We start from the raw sequence: 19,056 nt of genomic DNA, 5'->3' as shown, positions 1-19,056 counted from the left end.
AATATTATAATATTTCAATTAAACACTATTACTACCCGTATGAAACATTTCCAAATCCTGATTATCGGTGGGGGTACCGCCGGAATCATGACAGCCGCCAAGTTGAAAAAAATGGATTCCAGCCTAAAGATAGGCATAGTAGAACCCGCAGAAACGCATTATTATCAACCTGCATGGACCCTGGTAGGTGCCAATACATTTAAATTTGAGGACACAGCCCGCCCGATGAAAACACTGATTCCCGAAGGTGTTGATTGGATTCAAGACAAAGCGACTGGTTTTTTGCCTGAACAAAATCAGATTTCTACTCAGGCCAACGGAAATATTTCCTATGATTATCTGGTTGTTGCTCCCGGTCTGGTCATGGATACATCCCTTATTGAAGGTTTAACGGAATCACTGGGAGAAGGTGTAGTCTGTAGCAACTATACGAATCCTCAGCATACCTGGGAAGTGCTAAAAAATTTTAAAGGGGGGAATGCTGTTTTCACTCAGCCCGTTACCCCCATCAAATGTGGTGGGGCGCCGCAGAAAATCGCTTACCTGGCAGCAGATTATTTTCAAAAAAATGGACTAAAAAGCAAAACGAATGTGATTTTTGCTACACCCGGTTCAGTAATCTTTGGTGTAAAGGAAATTAGAGAAACCCTCATGCATGTCATAGATCGTTATGGCATTCACTTTAAACCTTTTTATGCACCATCAAAAATTGACCCTGTCAACAAAATTATCACCTTCAAAAGTGTACACACGGATGAAAACCAATGTGTCGTAAATGAAGGCAATCCGCTGGGAGAAGTTATGACCGGAGATTCAATTATCACGATCCCCTATGATATGCTCCACATAGCACCACCACAAACTGCACCTCTATTTGTCCAAAAATCTGTACTTGCCAATAGCGCCGGTTGGCTCGATGTAGACATTCATACGCTGCAACACAAAAATTATCCCAATATTTTTGGGTTAGGCGATGTAGCGGCTCTCCCTACAGCCAAAACCGGAGCCGCCATCAGAAAGCAGGTTCCCATAGTAACCAACAATCTTTTGCAAATGATGAAACATAATCAGATAGGGGAAAAACAATACAACGGATATTCGTCTTGCCCTCTAGTTACTGGATATGGAAAAATGGTATTGGCTGAATTTGACTACAACAGCAACTTCATTCCAGATCCCAAACTCAAACAAATGCTGGTTTTTGATTCGAGCAAAGAGCATTGGCGCCTTTGGATGCTGAAAAAATATGGGCTTCCCTATCTCTACTGGAACAAAATGATGAAAGGTGTAGATGTATAATTTTATGGAGGAGTTGACTGATCAACTCCTCTTTTTTTACCGGTACTCGATCTCCACATCTGCTGTCAGCGGATGTGCCTGGCAGGTCAGAATAAATCCTTCGTTGATTTCCTCCTCACTCAACCCTTCGGTTTCATCCATAGAAACTACGCCTGAATACAACATCGCGCGGCAAGTCGTGCAGATTCCCGACTGGCAGGCATAAGGCGGATCCAAGTCCGCTTTTACCGCAGCGCGAAGAATGACCTGATCGGGTTCGACCGTGATTTCATGGGTTTCGCCATCCATGATTACCCTCACCTTTTGAGTCGTCAAAACATAAGTCTCCTCTCCATCGCTCAGGGAGGTTTCTGTGGGCTCTTCCACTTCGGTCTCATCCTGTTCGTCGGGAGCGGGAGCCAGATAATGTTCGCGGTGAATATCTGCCGGGTTCACCGCGTGTTTTTCCAGGGCTGAAAGCGCAGCCTCGATCATTCCCTCCGGGCCACAGATATAATACACTTTGCGGAGCTCGGAAGTCATAAATACCTCCGAAATCAGGTCGTATATACGGTTTTTGTCAAGACGCCCGGAAAATCCCTTCCAGTTTTCATCGGGCTGCGAAAGTGTCAGATGAAGAAAAAACCGGTCGGAATATTTTTTTTGCCAGGCTAAAATTTCCTCCCGAAAAATGATATCAGACTCGCTACGGTTGCCATACCACAAGGAGATTTCACTTTCAGGCTCTGCCGTAAGCACAGATTTTACCATAGACATCAACGGCGTAATACCACTGCCTCCTCCTATGAGAATATAATGCCGGGGCTCCACAGGGTTCATTTCTGCGGCAAAATTGCCCATCGGCGGCATGATGTCGAGGAGGTCTCCCGCCTTTAAATTGTCCCGCAAATAATTGGTTACAACTCCACCGGGGATTCGCTTCAAAGTAATACAAAGCCGGTCATCGCAAAACGGAGAACTGGACAATGAAAAACACCGCCGAAAATCTTCGCCTCCCAGCTGAATTCTTACCGTCAGATACTGTCCGGGAAAATAGGTAAAAACCTCAGGGTCAGGATTAATAAAATATAAAGAATACACACCCGGCACTTCGTCCCGGATTTCATCTATGGCAACTGAATAAAATTTTCTTCTCATAACTAGACGTGAACTTTCACTAAACAACAAAAGTAATGATTCACTCCAACAAAAACCGAAAAAGCTAACGAATGTTCGTATATTTTATTCATCTCCAGACAATCAAAATTCGCGGGATTTCATCAACAAGCATTCCCAAAATTCGTAAAATCTGTTAACCATTTTTTAGACAACAACTTAATATACATTCAATGAAAGCAGTAGTCCCGATGACCAACAAACCCCGCGTGCTGATCGTTGGCGGAGGTTTTGGAGGAATTACGCTCGCAAAAACCCTGCGCAATAGTCCCTTCCAGATCGTCATGATCGACAAACATAATTATCATACCTTCCAACCCTTACTGTATCAGGTCGCTACGGGTGGTCTGGAGCCCGATTCCATTGCCTTTCCGCTACGCAAGATTTTCAAAAATCAGGAAAACTTTATCTTCCGGATGGCAACCGTTGAAAATATAGATACAACTAAAAATATCGTCAACACCAGCATCGGTGAAATCCGCTACGACTATCTGGTTCTGGCCACCGGTAGTGCCACCAATTTTTTCGGAATGAATGACCTGGAAAAAGAGGCCGTCGGTATGAAATCCATTCCGGAAGCGCTGGATCTTCGCAGTCTGATTCTCCAAAACTTTGAAACGGCCCTCCAGCAGGCAAATGGGGAAATTAAAGATGTGCTGCTCAAATTTGTCGTAGTAGGCGGCGGCCCAACAGGAGTCGAAACCTCAGGAGCGCTGGCAGAACTCAAACGCCACGTGCTGCCCAGCGATTATCCCGAACTAGACCTCAGGCAAATGGAAATTCACCTGCTGGAAGCGGGTGACCAACTACTGGCAGGTATGTCTGAAAAATCTTCGGCAGATGCAAAAGTTGCATTGGAAGAACTTGGCGTCCACGTCTGGCTAAATACTATGGTAACCGGCTATGACGGCACGCATGTTTCGACCAACCTCAACAAAGAACTCGAAGCTTCTACCGTGATCTGGGCAGCCGGTGTAAAGGGAAACCTCGTCGAAGGACTGGGCAAAGAAGTAGTTGAGCGGGGAAACCGGCTGGCAGTGGATGAGTTTAACAAAGTAAAAGGCTATAGCAACGTATTTGCTATCGGAGACCTTGCGCTTATGCGAACAGAAGACTATCCCAACGGCCATCCACAAGTAGCTCCGGGTGCTATTCAACAGGGAGAAAGATTAGGCAAAAACCTGATCCGGACCTATAAAAAGCAGGAACTGGTTCCGTTTAGCTATTTTGATAAAGGCTCAATGGCAACCATAGGCCGAAACAAAGCGGTGATGGATTTCCGCAAGTTGCACCTCAAAGGATTTGTCGCATGGCTGGGATGGATGTTTGTTCACATCTTATACCTGATTGGTTTCCGCAACCGGCTGGTAGTATTTGTCAACTGGGTATGGAGTTATTTCACCTACGACAAAGGCACAAGGCTGATTATCCGGCCATTCAGAAAAAAAGAGAACACTGAGGTAATCAAAATTTAATATTGGGGCAGAAAAAGTATGCTTAAACTTGCAACGTACCATACATAATTTTTCTATGAAACCTCCGGTTTGCGAAGTGTGCGGCGATGACTTCCGCATGGATGCCAGTAATGGCAGATTGGTCTATTTTGTAAGAACTCCAGGTGATGTTGAATGGTATGCCCGTTCCAGAAAAGAAGGTTTTGTCGGCCATCCACCCAATGCTGCCTGGTTTTGTGAAAAACATTACAAAATAGCCATTACGCTTACGCATCTAACCCTTGAAGATGCACTGAGACGGTTTAGCTTATCGCCAGTTCCAGATAAAAGTTCCCAGAAAAAATACAGCAAAAATGGCATGGATAATTAATACCGGCACGGGGACCAGGCCATTGATGACGTTGAGCAATTGAGTAATGCTAAGTCCCAGGTGAAAAATCGCTAATGCACCCAGCCCCGAAAATTTCACCTCGGGCGTAAGCGGACGTATTACCATGAACCCACTCAACCCGGCCATGGCCAATGCCGCAAAGGCAAAACCACGCACTAAAGCCTGGGACAAGGCAAGCTGGTCTCCTGTATGGGCGAGGTCAGGAAAAAAAACAGTAGGAACCGCCAGCATAAGAATTCCTACCAGGAGTTCAAATACCGTATTGGCTAGCAATAGTATTTTCATCAGAGACTATTTTTGAGAAAGAACCGGCTTTTTAGCTTTCGCCAATGCACCCGCAAACCAGAGAAACTCGGAGACAAATTTATCCACACTCTTTTCAAACTGCTCGTCCAATGGCATGTCATCCGAGGCGAATATCTTATTGACATTGGGTACCAGCAATTTGTAAGGCATGGGAAACGCACCTAAAGACAAAATCAACAATTGCATTTCGGTGCTGGCATTGATTCCCCCAAATTTACCCGCACCGGTAGCCACAACGCCAATGGGCTTGCGGCTGAATTCTGTCCAGAAATGGTCAACCGCGTTTTTCAAAACACCGGTATAACTGCCGTGGTACTCCGGAGAAACAAAAATCAGGGCATCCGACGATTTTAGCCGGGCGCTAAATTCTGCCAAAACAGGGTTTACAGGTACCTGCTCTTCCCAGCGATCTTTGAGCAACGGCAGATCATAGGACTCCAGATCCATCAGCAGGGTTTCGACTCCAGGTTGTGCATCCAGTAGTTTCACCAGATGATGAGCAACTCTGTGCGTTTTACGCCCTTCCCGTACACTTCCCAGTATGATGGATACCTTCATGAGAGTAATTTAACAAACCTTTCCCAAAAACTCATACAACCATCAAAAGATGGCAATTGTTTATTTTGCCTTTCGAATAGGTCGTCCGGGTAAAACACCGGTGTAATTTCCCTCTACAATGGCAGGCGTACCGTTTACCAATAGGTACTGTATCCCTTCGGCCAACTGTCGCGGGTGGGAAAAATCAGCTTTATCTGTGAATGTTTCCGGATCAAATATGACGATATCTGCGAAATAGCCCATTCGAAGAAACCCTCTTTTCTCTATTCCCAGGGTTTCGGCTACCTGTCCGCTGCTTTTACAGATAAATTCTGCCGGTGTCAACAACCCTTTTTCTCTGACAAATTCTCTATACTTCAGGGGAAATGTGCCATATTTTCGAGGATGCCCGCCAGAACCATCTGATCCAGTCATCACCCAGGGTTGTTTCATAAAATAAGTCAGGTCATCGGGATTCATATTAAATGAGGCGACCCCTGCCCCACCCTTCCGGGCAATGTCGAGGGCTACTTCCACAGGATCGGCATTCCTTTCAGCAGCAATTTCCGCCAGGTTTTTTCCCAATAGTGCAGAATCCTTTGTTTCGGTGATCAGAATCGTTGCGGCTCCCCCGCGCCTTCGCAGGTTTTCGCGGGTTTCTTCTTTGATACGGGGCAAAAGTGACGGATCGCTTAGCCGCTGGAGATATGCCTTTCTCGAATCAGTCATTACCCACCGGGGCAAAAGCGCAGCCTCCACACTCGTGCCGGAAGCCAGATAGGGGTATTGGTCTGCCGTGATGTCCAGGCCTTCCTTTCGTGCATTTTCAACCATTTCTACTACTTCACGGCTTTTCCCCCATACATCTGTTCCCAATGCCTTGATATGCGCAATATGTGCGGAAATTTTTGCCTCCCTGGCGATTTGCACCACTTCCCCTATCGCACCTAACAGTCCGATATTATAGGAACTTTCGTCGCGGATATGCGAATCATAAATCCCCCCGTGAGCGGCTGCTACTTTTGACAATTCGATTACCTCCTCTGTTTTTGAAAAACTCCCCGGCGCATAATACAATCCTGTCGAAAGTCCCAAAGCACCTGCCTCCATCCCTGCCCTTACCATTTCCTTCATTTTAGATAGCTCTTCTTCTGTAGGAATTCGATCTGCCGCGCCCATAACGAGACTGCGAATGGTTCCATGGCCGATATAGAGTGCGGCATTTGTACCTATTCCCCCGGCTTCAAACCGGGAAAAAGTACCTGCAATATCGCGGGGCCCACCGCCGTCATTTCCCGTCACAACAGTAGTAACGCCTTGCATGAGAAAAGGCAGGTTGGCGCGGTCGGCGGTATCCAGCAAATCTTCCAGAGTATGTGTGTGCGGATCAATGAACCCCGGCGCCACAATCAGTCCGGAGGCATCAATACGCAGAGTTGCCGTTACATTTTTATGGTTTCCGATCCAGGCAATCGTATCTCCGCGAATGCCGATGGAAACAGACCGTGCGGCGGTCGAATCGCCCAAAAATACCTGCCCATTTTCAATGAGGATATCAAAAGATTCGACCGATGGTTGTCTGCAGGAGAAAAAAACCACGAGGCCGCTCAGAAGTATGATATAAATCAGTCGCATAAATGGTCAACAATAAAAACAAATGTCTGATCCGGGTGTTTATTAGAAGAATTCTTTGCCGGTAAAATAAAGATACGGAAATTCGACTGACCGGCGTATAAAACAAAACGATCCATGCAGAAAGATAAAAAGGTAATTGTCATAGGTTCAGGATTTGCAGGGCTTACTGCCGCATCTGTACTGGCGAAGGAAGGATATACGGTTACGATTCTGGAAAAAAACGACCAGGCTGGCGGCAGGGCGAGCATCTGGGAAAAAGACGGTTTTACCTTTGATATGGGTCCCAGTTGGTATTGGATGCCGGAAGTATTCGAGGCGTATTTTAATCTTTTCGGGAAATCAGTTTCCGACTATTATCAACTCGTGCGGCTCGATCCGGGTTACAGGGTATATTTTGGGAAAGATGATTTTGTAGATGTGCCGGCTGATATGGGCAAGCTGGAAGCACTTTTTGAAAAAGAGGAAGCCGGTGCAGCGGCGAAACTCCGCGAATTTTTGAAACAGGCCGCATACAAGTACGAGGTCGGGATGAAAGACTACGTTTTCCGCCCGTCTCATTCTATCACCGAATTTATCGACTATCGCCTGATCAGGGAGAGTTTCCGCATACAGATGTTTAGCTCCATGCGCACACATGTGCGAAAATATTTCACCAACCCCCGCCTCCGAAAAATCCTCGAATTTCCGGTGCTGTTTCTCGGCGCCACCCCAGCCAATACGCCCGCACTTTACAGCATGATGAACCATGCCGACCTTACCCTCGGTACCTGGTACCCGATGGGCGGAATGTACGAAATCGTAAAGGCAATGGTCTCTCTGGCTGAATCTGTCGGCGTAGAGATCAAACTCAACCATGAGGTACAAAAGATTGTGGTTGACAATGGGAAGGCATCGAAAGTCATCACCGCTCAGGGCGAATTTACCGCTGACGTGGTCATCGCCAATGCCGACTACCAACACGCCGACCAGGCCCTGCTTGACAAACCCTGGCGCAACTACAATTCCCGATACTGGGAAAACCGCACAATGTCACCTTCGAGCCTGTTGTTCTACATGGGCCTCAACCGTAAAGTTGCTGATATCCAGCACCATAACCTGTTTTTTGACGAAGACTTTGACCTCCACGCAGAGGAAATTTATACGCACCCGAAGTGGCCGACACGTCCGCTGTTTTATGTATCAAGTACTACAAAAACAGACCCGGGCGTAGCACCCGAAGGGCTCGAAAATATGTTTATTCTTATTCCGCTTGCACCGGGGCTGGAAGACAGCGATGCGCAACGCGAGGCTATTTACCAGAAAGTCATGGACCGGTATGCAGCTATTACAGGCGACGATATACGTGATTCGGTGATTTTGAGGAGAAGTTATGCGATGCGCGATTTTGAGAAGGATTATCACTCCTTCAAGGGAAATGCCTATGGGCTGGCAAATACGCTGTTACAGACGGCCTTTTTCAAACCCAAACTCAAGTCTCGCAAGGTTAGCAACCTGTACTATACCGGCCATCTGACGGTACCCGGACCGGGCGTTCCCCCTTCATTGATTTCCGGACAGGTTGTGGCGAAAGAGGTAATGCGAAACTTTTGAGTAGGAGCAAACCACTTTAGATTTACAATAAAGCATGTATCTGTAAACCTCTACTCCTCCCCTCCAATCGTCTCCCGTAAAAACGCCTCCGGAATCCCAAAGGCATCTACTAACCCTACCGCCTCCGGCTTCAACTCGCGGCACAGAGCATTGACCTGGCTCCGGATGGCGCGGCTCTTCACGCCGGCGAGGTAGTCGTTTTCCAGATACCACGCAAAATGTGTTTCCATCCGGGTCAAGGCATACAGCTCACTGAGTTTTTTCAGCACCGGTTTCAACGCAGGGTCTTCGCATGCTTCCACAGCCTGTACAAACTGCTCCAGCACCACGCGATCTACATAGGCTTCTGCCATACCCATCAGGTGATATTGCACTTCGATAAACGCCTGATAGGAGTCCATTCCGCTTTCAATCCGCTGCTTCAGGCGCCGCGCTGATGACATGACCATATCCTCTTCACGATAACGAAACATCGACAGGTGAAACTCGCTGTCGCGCAAATGGTCCTCTCCTGTCGTGCGAATCACAAAAGGATTTTGCTCCAGCAGGGACTTCGCTGCTTGCCGTGCGGCATAATTGACAATTCCGAAAAAATTCATCGAACTAAATTCCTGCCTAAAGTCAGTCAGCCTGCCTTTGGCAACTAATTGCATCAGCACGGTATTATCCCCTTCAAAAGTGGTAAATATCTCCGTATCTGCCTTTAGATCGGCGAAGCGGTTTACAGCGAGATAACCATTTCCGCCACAGGCTTCGCGACATTCCTGCAAGGTGCGGGTAGTATTCCATGTGCTCATTGCTTTCAACCCGGCAGCAAGTGCTTCCAGTTCGCGGGCATCGGCTTCACTCTGGCTTAGAAATCGCTGCGCCATATAGCGATGCGCAAAGTGGTAAGCATAGGCATTGGCTAGCAGGGGCAATAACCGCCGCTGATGGGTCTGGTAATCGAGAATCACGGTTTCGGGTTGTCCCGCCGGGCCAAATTGCCTGCGTTTTGCGCCATAGCGAATAGCGATGGTCAGCCCGGTTTTGGCGGCGCTCAGTCCTGCTATAGGTACACAGACTCTTCCTCCCACGAGCGTGCCTAGCATGGTGAAAAACCGCCGGGAGTCGCTGGTAATGGGACTGGAATATTCCCCTTCAGGACTTACATCGGCAAAGCGGTTGAGTAGATTTTCGCGGGGTACACGCACCTGGTCAAACCAGATCCGCCCGTTGTCCACACCATTTAACCCGAGTTTACGGCCACTGTCTTCAATTCTTACCCCAGGCAAAGGCTGTCCGTTTTCGTCGCGGATCGGCACCACGATGGCATGAACGCCATAACATTCGCCGCCAGTGTAGAGCTGCGCAAAAACTGTCGCCATTTTCCCGTGTACGGCTGCATTACCGATATATTCTTTGTGCGCGTGATAGTGAGGGGTATGAATAATAAATTCCTGACTGTGAATATCATAGGTAGCCGTTGTTTCAATGTCTTTGACATTGGAGCCGTGGTTGGCTTCGGTCATGGCAAAGCAGCCGGGTAATTTGAGGGCGCCTGCATCGGGTAAATATTTTTTATGATGTATTTCTGTACCCAGTCCCAATATACTCCCGCCAAACAAACCAAATTGCACCCCAAATTTTATCGCCAGGCTGAGGTCGTGATAACCCAGCGTCTCAAACACAGCGATATATTTGGCCATATTATTTTCGCCCCCGGTTTCGATAGGGTAAGAAAGGGCGCCCAACCCCTGATCTGCCAGCATTTGACACCATGAGAGAATCGTTTCCCGATAGATTTCCTTTACCGGGCTTACCTTTTCCAGAGAAAATACCGGGTCGGCCAGCAACCGGCGCACCTTATCGAGCGTAGGTTTTTCCGGGCCGTCAAGGAGGTTTTGAAGAACAACCGTGTCAAAAGAAGGAGTAGGTATTTTCGGTAGTTCCACAGGCGTTTCAGCATGCCGCTCTTGCAATAATTCGCTGACAGCTTCTTTGGTGATCAGCCCCAGGGCATCTTCTACCTCCTGAAGGGCAATCATCGCAGCGGCTTCCATTTTGCCGGAGGAACTAATCCCTGCGATTTCCCGGCTGAGTTTGAGCAGATCGTTTCGGGAGGAAACCGGGAGATTTTCAGCAGCCTGAAGGATGGTTTGTTTCCAGTCAGTGAGCTCCATCCGGGAAGGCGCATTTTTAGGATTGAGATAAGAAATGATGATGTTTTTTTCATCCGGCTCCAGCCATTCCTGCTTTTTTACGATTGCTTCCAGCGACGCTATTTCCGTGGGCGTTAATACTTCATCAGACCAGGCAATATAGATCAGTGGAAGGAAATACGACACACCCGTACTCATTTGGCCGGGTGAAAGTGGGGTTACAGAAGAGGGATTTTTCATGTAGTATGTCCTGAAATTGTGTTTGCATCAAGATAACCATTTCTTACGAAGGAGGGAAATATCGAAGTTGAATGTAAAAAGAATAATTGTCTATCTTTGCAATTCCCCTTTTACCTTAGTTGGCATTTATGGTTGATACTTTTACTACTTTCATTAAGGCAATATTGTTTGCGGTATCTGTAGTTTTTTTCCCTACTTTTCTGCTCGCACAGGAAGGGAATGCAGGCAGTATCAGCGGCAGTTTTCAATCAGATGTGCAGTATCTGTTTCCTGATTCGATTATCGGTGCATCTGCGGTAGATGAGCATGTGCTTTCCAACAGCTTTTTACAGCTTACGTATCAGAAAAACCAGTTTAGCGCCGGCGTGCGATATGAAGCTTACCTCAATCCGCTGCTGGGCTTTGATCAGCGGTATAAAGGCCAGGGATTGCCATACCGGTTTGCCTCCTATAACTCAGACAAACTGGATATTACCGTCGGCAATTTTTACGATCAGTTTGGAAATGGAATTATATTCCGCGCTTATCAGGAGTGGGCATTGGGAATTGATAATTCCATCGACGGCATTCGCGCCAAATTTTCGCCTATACCCGGCTTTTATGTCAAGGGATTCATTGGAAAGCAGCGCAAGTTTTGGGAAAGAACTTCTTCGTTGATCCGGGGAGCAGATACAGAACTCAACCTCAATCAGGCAACCGCATTTTTGAGAGAGTCAAAGTTGGGCATTACGATTGGAGCGAGTGTTGTGAATAAATTTCAGGAAGACGACGACCTGATTTTAAAGCTTCCGGAGAATGTTTCCGCATTTTCTGCAAGAACCCGCCTCAATTATGGAAATTTTGCCATGGATGCAGAATATGCCTACAAAATCAACGATCCTTTTCAACTCAACCGATATGTCTATAATCCCGGAAATGCGCTTTATGTGAATGCAACCTATTCGCAAAAAGGATTGGGGATAAATGTCAGTGCCAAACGAATCGATAATATGGATTTTCGTTCGGAGCGAACGGTTTCTCTTCAGGAGTTATCGCTGAGTTTTCTCCCGGCAATCTCCAAACTCCACACCTACCGGCTGCCTACCCTCTATCCCTATGCGACACAACTCAACGGAGAAGTGGGGATTCAGGCGAGTATTCTTTACACGATTCAGAAGGGGACAAAACTGGGCGGAAAATACGGCACCCAACTCACGGTGAACTATTCACGGATCAGCGGACTGGATACGGTATTTACAGAGCCCAAATTCCGCTACGAATCATCGTTTATGGGCGATCTTCACAACCTGTATTTTGAAGATATCAATTTTGAATTCAACAAAAGGTGGACAAAAAACCTTCGCACGATCCTCACCTATATCCACCTCAAATACAACCAGAATGTCATCACACTGGGTACAAATAATGGAGGGCACGAACTGGTAGACACCCATATCGGGGTGATTGAGGCGCAATATAAAATCGCCCGGAAAGTATCTGTAAGAGGCGAATTGCAACATATGTACACCAAACAGGATATGGGCAGTTGGGCGATGGTTTTGGGAGAATTATCGATTTCCCCCAACTGGTATATTACCGTTTTTGATGAATATAACTATGGAAATCCCGATCCCGACTTACGGGTACATTATTATAATTTTTCATTCGCTTACGCTTTTGAAGCCAACCGCATTTCGTTGGGTTACAGCCGCCAGCGCAGAGGATTACTATGTGTGGGTGGAATCTGCCGGGAAGTACCGGCCTCCAACGGTTTTGGCCTTGCACTTAGCAGTTCGTTTTGATGATGTTTAATTTATGTCGGGAAGACGATAGATTTTTTTGACAAATTTTGTTTTTTTACGAAAAAAAGTTCCTACAATGAAAGCTATCAGGATATTCGCACTACTGTCATTGGTTTTAATATTCGCGGGAGCCTGCGACATTATAGAATCACCCTATCTGGATGAAGTAACTTCTCTTTCAGCAGATGAACAGTGCCTGGCAGATGCAGGGCAGACCGAAGCTTTTGGAGCGGGAACCACCATTGAAAAAAAGGTGTTGCTGGAAGAAATGACCGGGCACAAATGCGGAAACTGCCCCGAAGCATCGGCAAAAGTACATCAGCTGATTGAAGCGAAAGAGGGGAAAGTAATTCTTGTCACCATTCATGCAGGATCATTGTCTACCTACACGGCGGGTGCCAGTCAATATGGAACCAACTTTACCACACCTGCGGGTATTGAGATTTATAGTGCCCTTAACAATACCAGTGCGGTTCCTTTTGGGATGGTTGACCGCGTGAATATGAACAATAATTTCAATTCATGGCCTACCTATGTCGATCAGAGATTGCAGGAGGCACCGGAAGCCGGTCTCCGAATTTTCAACTGTTACGACCCTGACAGTCTGAAGCTCACAACTGTAGTCGATATCAAATACCTGACAACTGCGCCTGCTGATGATCATCTTTCTGTATTCCTGATTGAAGATGGAATTGTTGACTGGCAAAAAGACTATAAAGCTACCGGCAGTAGCCCTGACATTCCGGATTATGTTCATCACAATGTACTTCGTGCCGCCATCAACGGGACATGGGGGCAGCCTGTAAGTACTTCAGCGATCAGCAAAGATGCGCGATTTACATTGAGCTATTCCTATAAGCTCAATCCAGAATTTGATCCTTCCCGGTGCAGTATCGTTGCCTTTATACACAACCGCACGACCCAGGAAGTGCGTCAGGTAGAAATGCTTCCGCTTGTCCAGTAATTATTGCTGATAGTCAATCGTTCGGGTAATTGTTGCAACGCCATCCGTCAGCTGAATATGGTAAATACCGGTATCAAAGCCAGTCAGGTCCAACTGCTGGCGGTATTCACCGGAGTTGATTCGCAGAGAGCCCGAGAGTAACTGGAAACCCGCATCGTCGAGCAGACGCATACGCAGGTACATTTTCCGGGGGCTGTTCATCACCATATCTACCCGACCGTTGACTGGCTTAGAGGTAATATTGATTTCCCCGAGATCTGTAATATCTTCCAGGCTGCTGGAGTTTTTTACCCGTATTTCCTTCTGCACAATATCTTCACATACACCGTCAGAAACACGAAGCGTAACAATATAGGTTCCAGCCTCTGTATAAACGTGGCTGGGGTTTGGCTGCCGTGAAGTGCTGCCAATACCGAAGTCCCATATCCAGGCTTGTGCGCCGGCAGTTTTATCGGTAAACCGAACCAGTCCGGTGGATTCTGCCAGGTCGATATCCATGGCAGAAAGCTCAAAATCTGCATCGATCCGGCTAACGCCAATATTTACAGAAGCGGTATCCACACACCCAAGTACATCTTTGCCTACGACCGTGTACCTAACAGAAGTATCTGGCCTTGCATATGTGCGCGCAGTCGGGCGAGCCAGTACTCCCCGCGCCGGCAACCATTCGTAAGTATCTGCCCCATCTGCCGAAAGGGTAATTTCTTCTCCGGCACATACACTCGAAGCAGAAGTGGTTGCAGAAAGAAATCCTCCGGCATTGACCCTTACCGTCACAGCTCCAGAGGTCTCACAGCCCGCAGTGTCTACAGACATTACCGTGTAGCTTGCTGTTTTCTTTGGTGAAACGGATACCACTGATCCTGCGGCAGAACTCAATCCCTCATCACCATTCCAGATATAAGTCGTGCCCCCAAAAACCTCCAGCTTTACGACTCCTCCCATGCAAATTTGAGGCGTTTCGGGCTCAATTTTCAGTGGCTTTGGCTCTGCGACTTCGACAGTTACTGTCTGTGTTTGAGGGCAGTTGGCTGATCCTCCGGTAACTGTATAGGTAGTAGTTACTTTAGGCGCCGCAGAAATAATCGCACCGGAGGTTTTATCCAACCCGGTAGCAGGACTCCATACATAGCTCCCGCCACCTTTGGCAGTCAGCAACGTTGCCTGACCTTTACAGATCCCATTATCCTGCGCATATACACTTATCGGCTGGATTTTTTCAACGGAAACTGTTACCTGTCCCGTGCTCGTACAACCCTGAGCATCTACCCCATTTACCGTATAAGTGGTTGTCTGAGTAGGAAAAGCATCAATTTCATTACCGGTGACAGCACCAAGCCCATACCCTGGCGACCAATTATATACCCCTTCTCCATTTACACGCAATTTTATAGACGAGCCTTCACATATCATGGGAGAAGCCGGTTCTACAGTAATTACTTTTCGCGGCCTTACTTCCACCCGTACCGTATCAGTAAACACACATCCGTCCAGGTCAGAAGCGGTAACTGTATAAGTAGTGGTCTTTGTGGGTGTTGCGACCACCGAAGCAGCAGAAAAAGTATTTAACCCTGTGCGTGGACTCCATTCGTAGTTGACTGCACCTACCGCAGAAAGTGTAACAGATTCCCCGGCACAAATAACAGGTGCAAATGGCGCAACTTTTAGCTTATTGCCCAGACCACTGACAAACAGCGTCACGGTCCGTGATGCCTGACAGCCCTGAGCGTCAGAAGCAGTGACCGTATAAGTAGTGGTTTGTTCAGGGTTTGCGACAACCGATTTTCCTTCTGTTTTATCAAGCCCCACAGCCGGAGACCATGTAAAATTTCCAGCGCCATTGCCCGAAGCCTCCAACCGGAAAGGCGAATCACGGCAAACCGTAACATCACCCGTATTAAGCCGAAGGGAGAATGGCGCAGTAATCACAATTTCACCCAGCGCAGTTTTTCTGTCCGATTGTCCATTGCACCCCCTTACGGTCAATACAACATCATGAACGCCTTCTTCGATAAATTTTATTCGGGGATTGGGCAAGGTGGAAGTGGACGGAATACCTTTGGGGATTTCCCAGAGAAAATCGACAGCGCCTTGTGATGTGCTGGTAAATTGTATTTCCTGGCCAGAGCAGGAAAAAGACTGATCCATCTTAAAATCTGCCACGGGGCGAAGGCCATCTGCAACCTGAATGGTGACCTCACCACGGGCCAGACAGCCATTCGGATCGACATTGGTAACGGCGTAGATTTGATCAGTAGTTGGCGAAACAATCGCTTCCTGATTAAAAGCTGACCTCAGACCAGGGGCTGGATCCCAGGTAAAACTTCCACTTCCCACGGCACTTAACTTCACATTACTGCCCCGGCAAATCACTTTTGCAGAAGCATCAATGACGACAGGTGGAGCTTTAAATACCTCGATATAGATTTTTGCTGTATCTAGGCAGCCAAAGGAGTTGCTTCCGACGACAGAAAATGTTGTATTTACTTCCGGGAATGCCTCTGCTACCGGGCCACTGATGCGATCTACATACGCAGACGGAGACCATAGGAAAGCATCGGCACCTGAAGCGCTCAATCGCACGCGCTGCCCCTGACATACCGCCGTAATTCCCGATTGAATATTTACATCCGGACGGGGCGCTACCTGTATCGTAATTTTTTTCTGAAAAGTACAGCCATTCTGTGTGGTAGCAGTAACGGTATAAGTCGTGGTTTGTGCAGGCGAGGCCAGCACCTGTTCACCGGAGGTTGTATTGAGTCCGGTGGCCGGAGCCCACACATACCCGGCAGCGCCGGAGGCGGTGAGGGTTGCGGTTTCCCCCGGGCAGAGCAGTTGCCGGGATGCTGAAAGCAGAAAGTTTTGAGGAATCTCCTCCACTTCAACCCTTACGGTAGATTTCAGTTCACATCCTGTATCGCTGATCCCTGTAACGGTGTAGTCTGTCGTACGCTCAGGAGATGCGTTTACAAATCCGCTGGAAGTATTGCTTAGTCCTGCTGCCGGAAACCATAAATAACTGCGTGCACCCGTCGCATTCAGTCCGATTTCTCCTCCCTTGCATATCGTTGCTACAGGGGGGGTAACTGTCAGTGGCCTAATTTGCTGAACCCTGATCGTTACGGAAGCTGTCCCAACACAAGCAGCATCACCTTCACCCGTGATTGAATAGACAACATCATTTTTGGGTTGCAGGGTAATGGCATTACCAGCCGGAGCGGGGGCATCGCCTTTCAGATCCCATATATACTTGTCCATACCGAAAGCGGTAAGGGTGATTTCTTCGCCCAGGCAAATATCAGTTTTGGTAGAAGTGAGTTTCAGCGCAGGACGAGGTTTTACGACGATATATCCCTCACGGTTGATGGTATGGCTGCCACCGGGACCAGAGACGGTCAGCATGACATCGTAAATACCCGGCGAGGGGAAAGTTACGACGGGATTGGCTGTAGTATCACTGGCCGGGCTTGCCCCGGGAAATGACCAAACCCACGACGTCGGGGTATTGGAAGATTTATCGCTGAATGAAATCGATCCACCGGCACAAACTGTTGTGGAAGTCACGACAAAGTCGGCAACCGGAGCCGGGACCGGGCGGGACTGGACATTCAGGTTGTCAATAAACAAATCATTTCCATGTCCGGAAAAACCCACAAAAGCAATCTGGACAAAAGGTAAACCGTCAAACTGACTGAGATCAATAATTTCTGTTCGCCATTCTCCGGCAAGGGGGGAAAAAACCCGGGATTGAGCGGATCCGGTGGTAAGGTCTTTTCCGCCTTTATAATAAATATTCTGAAAAGAAGCTTCACAACCGGTAGAGATAAAAATACCTAAAGTATCACTGTACTTTTCGTCAAACATCGCATAAGCCAGATCAAAACTCAGGCGGGTATTTACCCCCGTAGAGAAATCCATAACGGGAGTCATAAACCAGTCAGCACCACCTGTCAGATTATTATCGTAGTTATTTAACCAGAGCGCGCCATTACTTTTCCCCATTCCACCTACCTTCCCGGATTGAGCCCATGTATCATCATTATCGGGATTAAGGATCACAAATCCTTGGGGAGGAAAAGTGTTTCCTGTTTCAAATTTAGCTTCCAATGGCAGTTGCCTGCCCGTTTCATACACCTGGATATACTGATCCATGGTAATGGAGCGCGTACCACCGGAATTGGTGACCCGCAGACTGACGGGATATACCCCCGCCTGACGATAAACTACTTTTTGTTCCGGTTTATTTGAGGTAGCAGGTTTTCCTCCGGGGAATGACCATTCAAACGTTTCGGGGTCGTTGGTTGAGTTATTGGTAAAGTTTACTGTCAGTGGCCCGCATCCTGTACGGAGATCGACAGTAAAGGCAGGTTCGGGAGGAGTTTTAGCGGCGATACAGGTAGTAGAATTAATCAGATTGTTGCGTCTGGGACTATTTTCCAATACCGCGCGCATACGCATACGCTGTTCAGCCGTAAACATATTCATGCAGGCATCATCCGTATAGTCCATATAATTTTGAACCATTGCATTGGTACCGGCACAACCGGTTACTCCCGGAGGGCATGAAAAGTTTGCCTGGCTGGTTTCGGGTGTATCTTTACAGAAATCATCTACGCCACAGGGACCGTCTCCCCAGATATGACGCAGGCCCAGCCAATGTCCGATTTCATGGGTGGCGGTACGGCCCTTATCAAACGGAGCCACTACAGTACCACTTGTACCAAATGTATTGTAACTGATTACTACGCCATCGGCATCAGCCCTTCCCGTGGAGCCGGGAAGCCCTGTGAGCCCGGAAGATACGGGAAACTGCGCGTAACCAAGGATGCCACCGGCGATATTACACACCCAAATATTCAAATACCGATCGGTATCCCATATCGTTGCAGGTTTTATAGTCTCATTTATATATCGTTCGGCAAACGGGCTCCCACTCATAGATACCCGGTCAATGCCGGTGGTAGGATTTCCGGAAGGATCAACGGTGGCGAGGCAAAACTCAATACCCGTATCAACAGCCACCTTTTTAAACTCTTTAGGAGTGCGGTCCTGGTCAGCATTGGTGCGGCGGTAATCCTGGTTCAGCACTTCTATTTGAGAAAGCACCTGTTCATCGCTGATATTTTCAGCTGGGTAGGAATAAATCACATGAATAACCACAGGCAAAGTGATTACCTCATCGGGACCGGCTTTTCGGCTAAGAGAACGCGTAGTCTGATCGCGTTTGATCGCACCATCAAGCCATTCTTCAAATTCATCTTTGCTTTCAGATTCATCGGCATGTTGAATCTGCATATCCGCTTCAACTTCCAGTGTACTACATTTTCTTTCTTTTGGCAAAAAGCTGCGGAAGCGCGGATTTTGCCGGGAAAAGTCCTCTTCTGTAATCTTGACCAGGGTACTTGCAGCAGGATTTTTCAGGTCGAGTATCTTAGTCGGATTTCCCCCGTGCGATTCCGGCGAAAGCGGTGTTTGGGCAGAAATAAAAAAACAACTAAATACAAAAATAACGGTAACGACAGCGGTTCTCAACATTACGGTATGAGATTGAAAGTTAGGTGTG

The 19,056-nt window shown here is 47.6% G+C and carries 11 protein-coding genes; 5 read left to right on the top strand and 6 right to left on the bottom strand.

What is annotated here, in order from left to right; translation table 11 throughout:
* Window positions 1–39: 39 nt before the first annotated feature.
* On the top strand, window positions 40–1,299 hold the full coding sequence (locus R3D00_07450; GenBank protein ID MEZ4773000.1) for an FAD/NAD(P)-binding oxidoreductase: 1,260 nt from the start codon (window positions 40–42) through the stop codon (window positions 1,297–1,299).
* A 36-nt stretch (window positions 1,300–1,335) separates the two neighbouring features.
* Here R3D00_07450 and R3D00_07445 read toward each other — a convergent pair whose 3' ends face one another.
* A complete protein-coding gene (locus tag R3D00_07445; protein MEZ4772999.1) occupies window positions 1,336–2,436 on the bottom strand; it encodes a ferredoxin--NADP reductase in 1,101 nt (366 codons plus the stop codon).
* Between the two features lie 191 nt (window positions 2,437–2,627).
* Between R3D00_07445 and R3D00_07440 the strand changes: the two genes are divergently transcribed.
* On the top strand, window positions 2,628–3,929 hold the full coding sequence (locus R3D00_07440) for an NAD(P)/FAD-dependent oxidoreductase (GenBank protein ID MEZ4772998.1): 1,302 nt from the start codon (window positions 2,628–2,630) through the stop codon (window positions 3,927–3,929).
* A gap of 286 nt (window positions 3,930–4,215) precedes the next feature.
* Here R3D00_07440 and R3D00_07435 read toward each other — a convergent pair whose 3' ends face one another.
* The 3 genes from R3D00_07435 to R3D00_07425 are packed head-to-tail and all read right to left on the bottom strand — an operon-like array spanning window position 4,216 to window position 6,777.
* Complete coding sequence (locus R3D00_07435) at window positions 4,216–4,584, bottom strand: hypothetical protein (protein MEZ4772997.1); 369 nt, start codon at window positions 4,582–4,584, stop codon at window positions 4,216–4,218.
* A 6-nt stretch (window positions 4,585–4,590) separates the two neighbouring features.
* Window positions 4,591–5,163: an NAD(P)H-dependent oxidoreductase gene (locus R3D00_07430; GenBank protein MEZ4772996.1), complete on the bottom strand. Its 573-nt coding sequence runs from the start codon at window positions 5,161–5,163 to the stop codon at window positions 4,591–4,593.
* Between the two features lie 60 nt (window positions 5,164–5,223).
* Window positions 5,224–6,777 (bottom strand): D-aminoacylase, encoded by a 1,554-nt coding sequence (locus tag R3D00_07425; GenBank protein ID MEZ4772995.1) that lies wholly within the window; start codon window positions 6,775–6,777, stop codon window positions 5,224–5,226.
* 114 nt (window positions 6,778–6,891) lie between these two features.
* Between R3D00_07425 and crtI the strand changes: the two genes are divergently transcribed.
* A complete protein-coding gene (gene crtI, locus R3D00_07420; protein ID MEZ4772994.1) occupies window positions 6,892–8,367 on the top strand; it encodes a phytoene desaturase family protein in 1,476 nt (491 codons plus the stop codon).
* A 50-nt stretch (window positions 8,368–8,417) separates the two neighbouring features.
* Here crtI and R3D00_07415 read toward each other — a convergent pair whose 3' ends face one another.
* The gene (locus R3D00_07415; GenBank protein MEZ4772993.1) at window positions 8,418–10,748 is read right to left on the bottom strand and encodes an acyl-CoA dehydrogenase; all 2,331 of its coding nucleotides are present in this window, start codon (window positions 10,746–10,748) and stop codon (window positions 8,418–8,420) included.
* 128 nt (window positions 10,749–10,876) lie between these two features.
* Between R3D00_07415 and R3D00_07410 the strand changes: the two genes are divergently transcribed.
* Window positions 10,877–12,529 (top strand): DUF6029 family protein, encoded by a 1,653-nt coding sequence (locus R3D00_07410; protein MEZ4772992.1) that lies wholly within the window; start codon window positions 10,877–10,879, stop codon window positions 12,527–12,529.
* 76 nt (window positions 12,530–12,605) lie between these two features.
* Window positions 12,606–13,493, top strand: coding sequence for an Omp28 family outer membrane lipoprotein (locus tag R3D00_07405; protein MEZ4772991.1), 888 nt, complete (start codon window positions 12,606–12,608; stop codon window positions 13,491–13,493).
* Here R3D00_07405 and R3D00_07400 read toward each other — a convergent pair whose 3' ends face one another.
* Window positions 13,494–19,028 carry a PKD domain-containing protein gene (locus tag R3D00_07400; protein MEZ4772990.1) on the bottom strand — a complete coding sequence of 1,845 codons (5,535 nt, stop codon included), beginning with the start codon at window positions 19,026–19,028 and terminating at the stop codon, window positions 13,494–13,496.
* Window positions 19,029–19,056: the final 28 nt, after the last annotated feature.

This window comes from Bacteroidia bacterium (assembly GCA_041391665.1).
GTDB lineage: Bacteria > Bacteroidota > Bacteroidia > J057 > J057 > JAGQVA01.
Note: the sequence above shows the minus strand (reverse complement) of the source record. Positions and strands in the feature narration are given on the sequence as shown.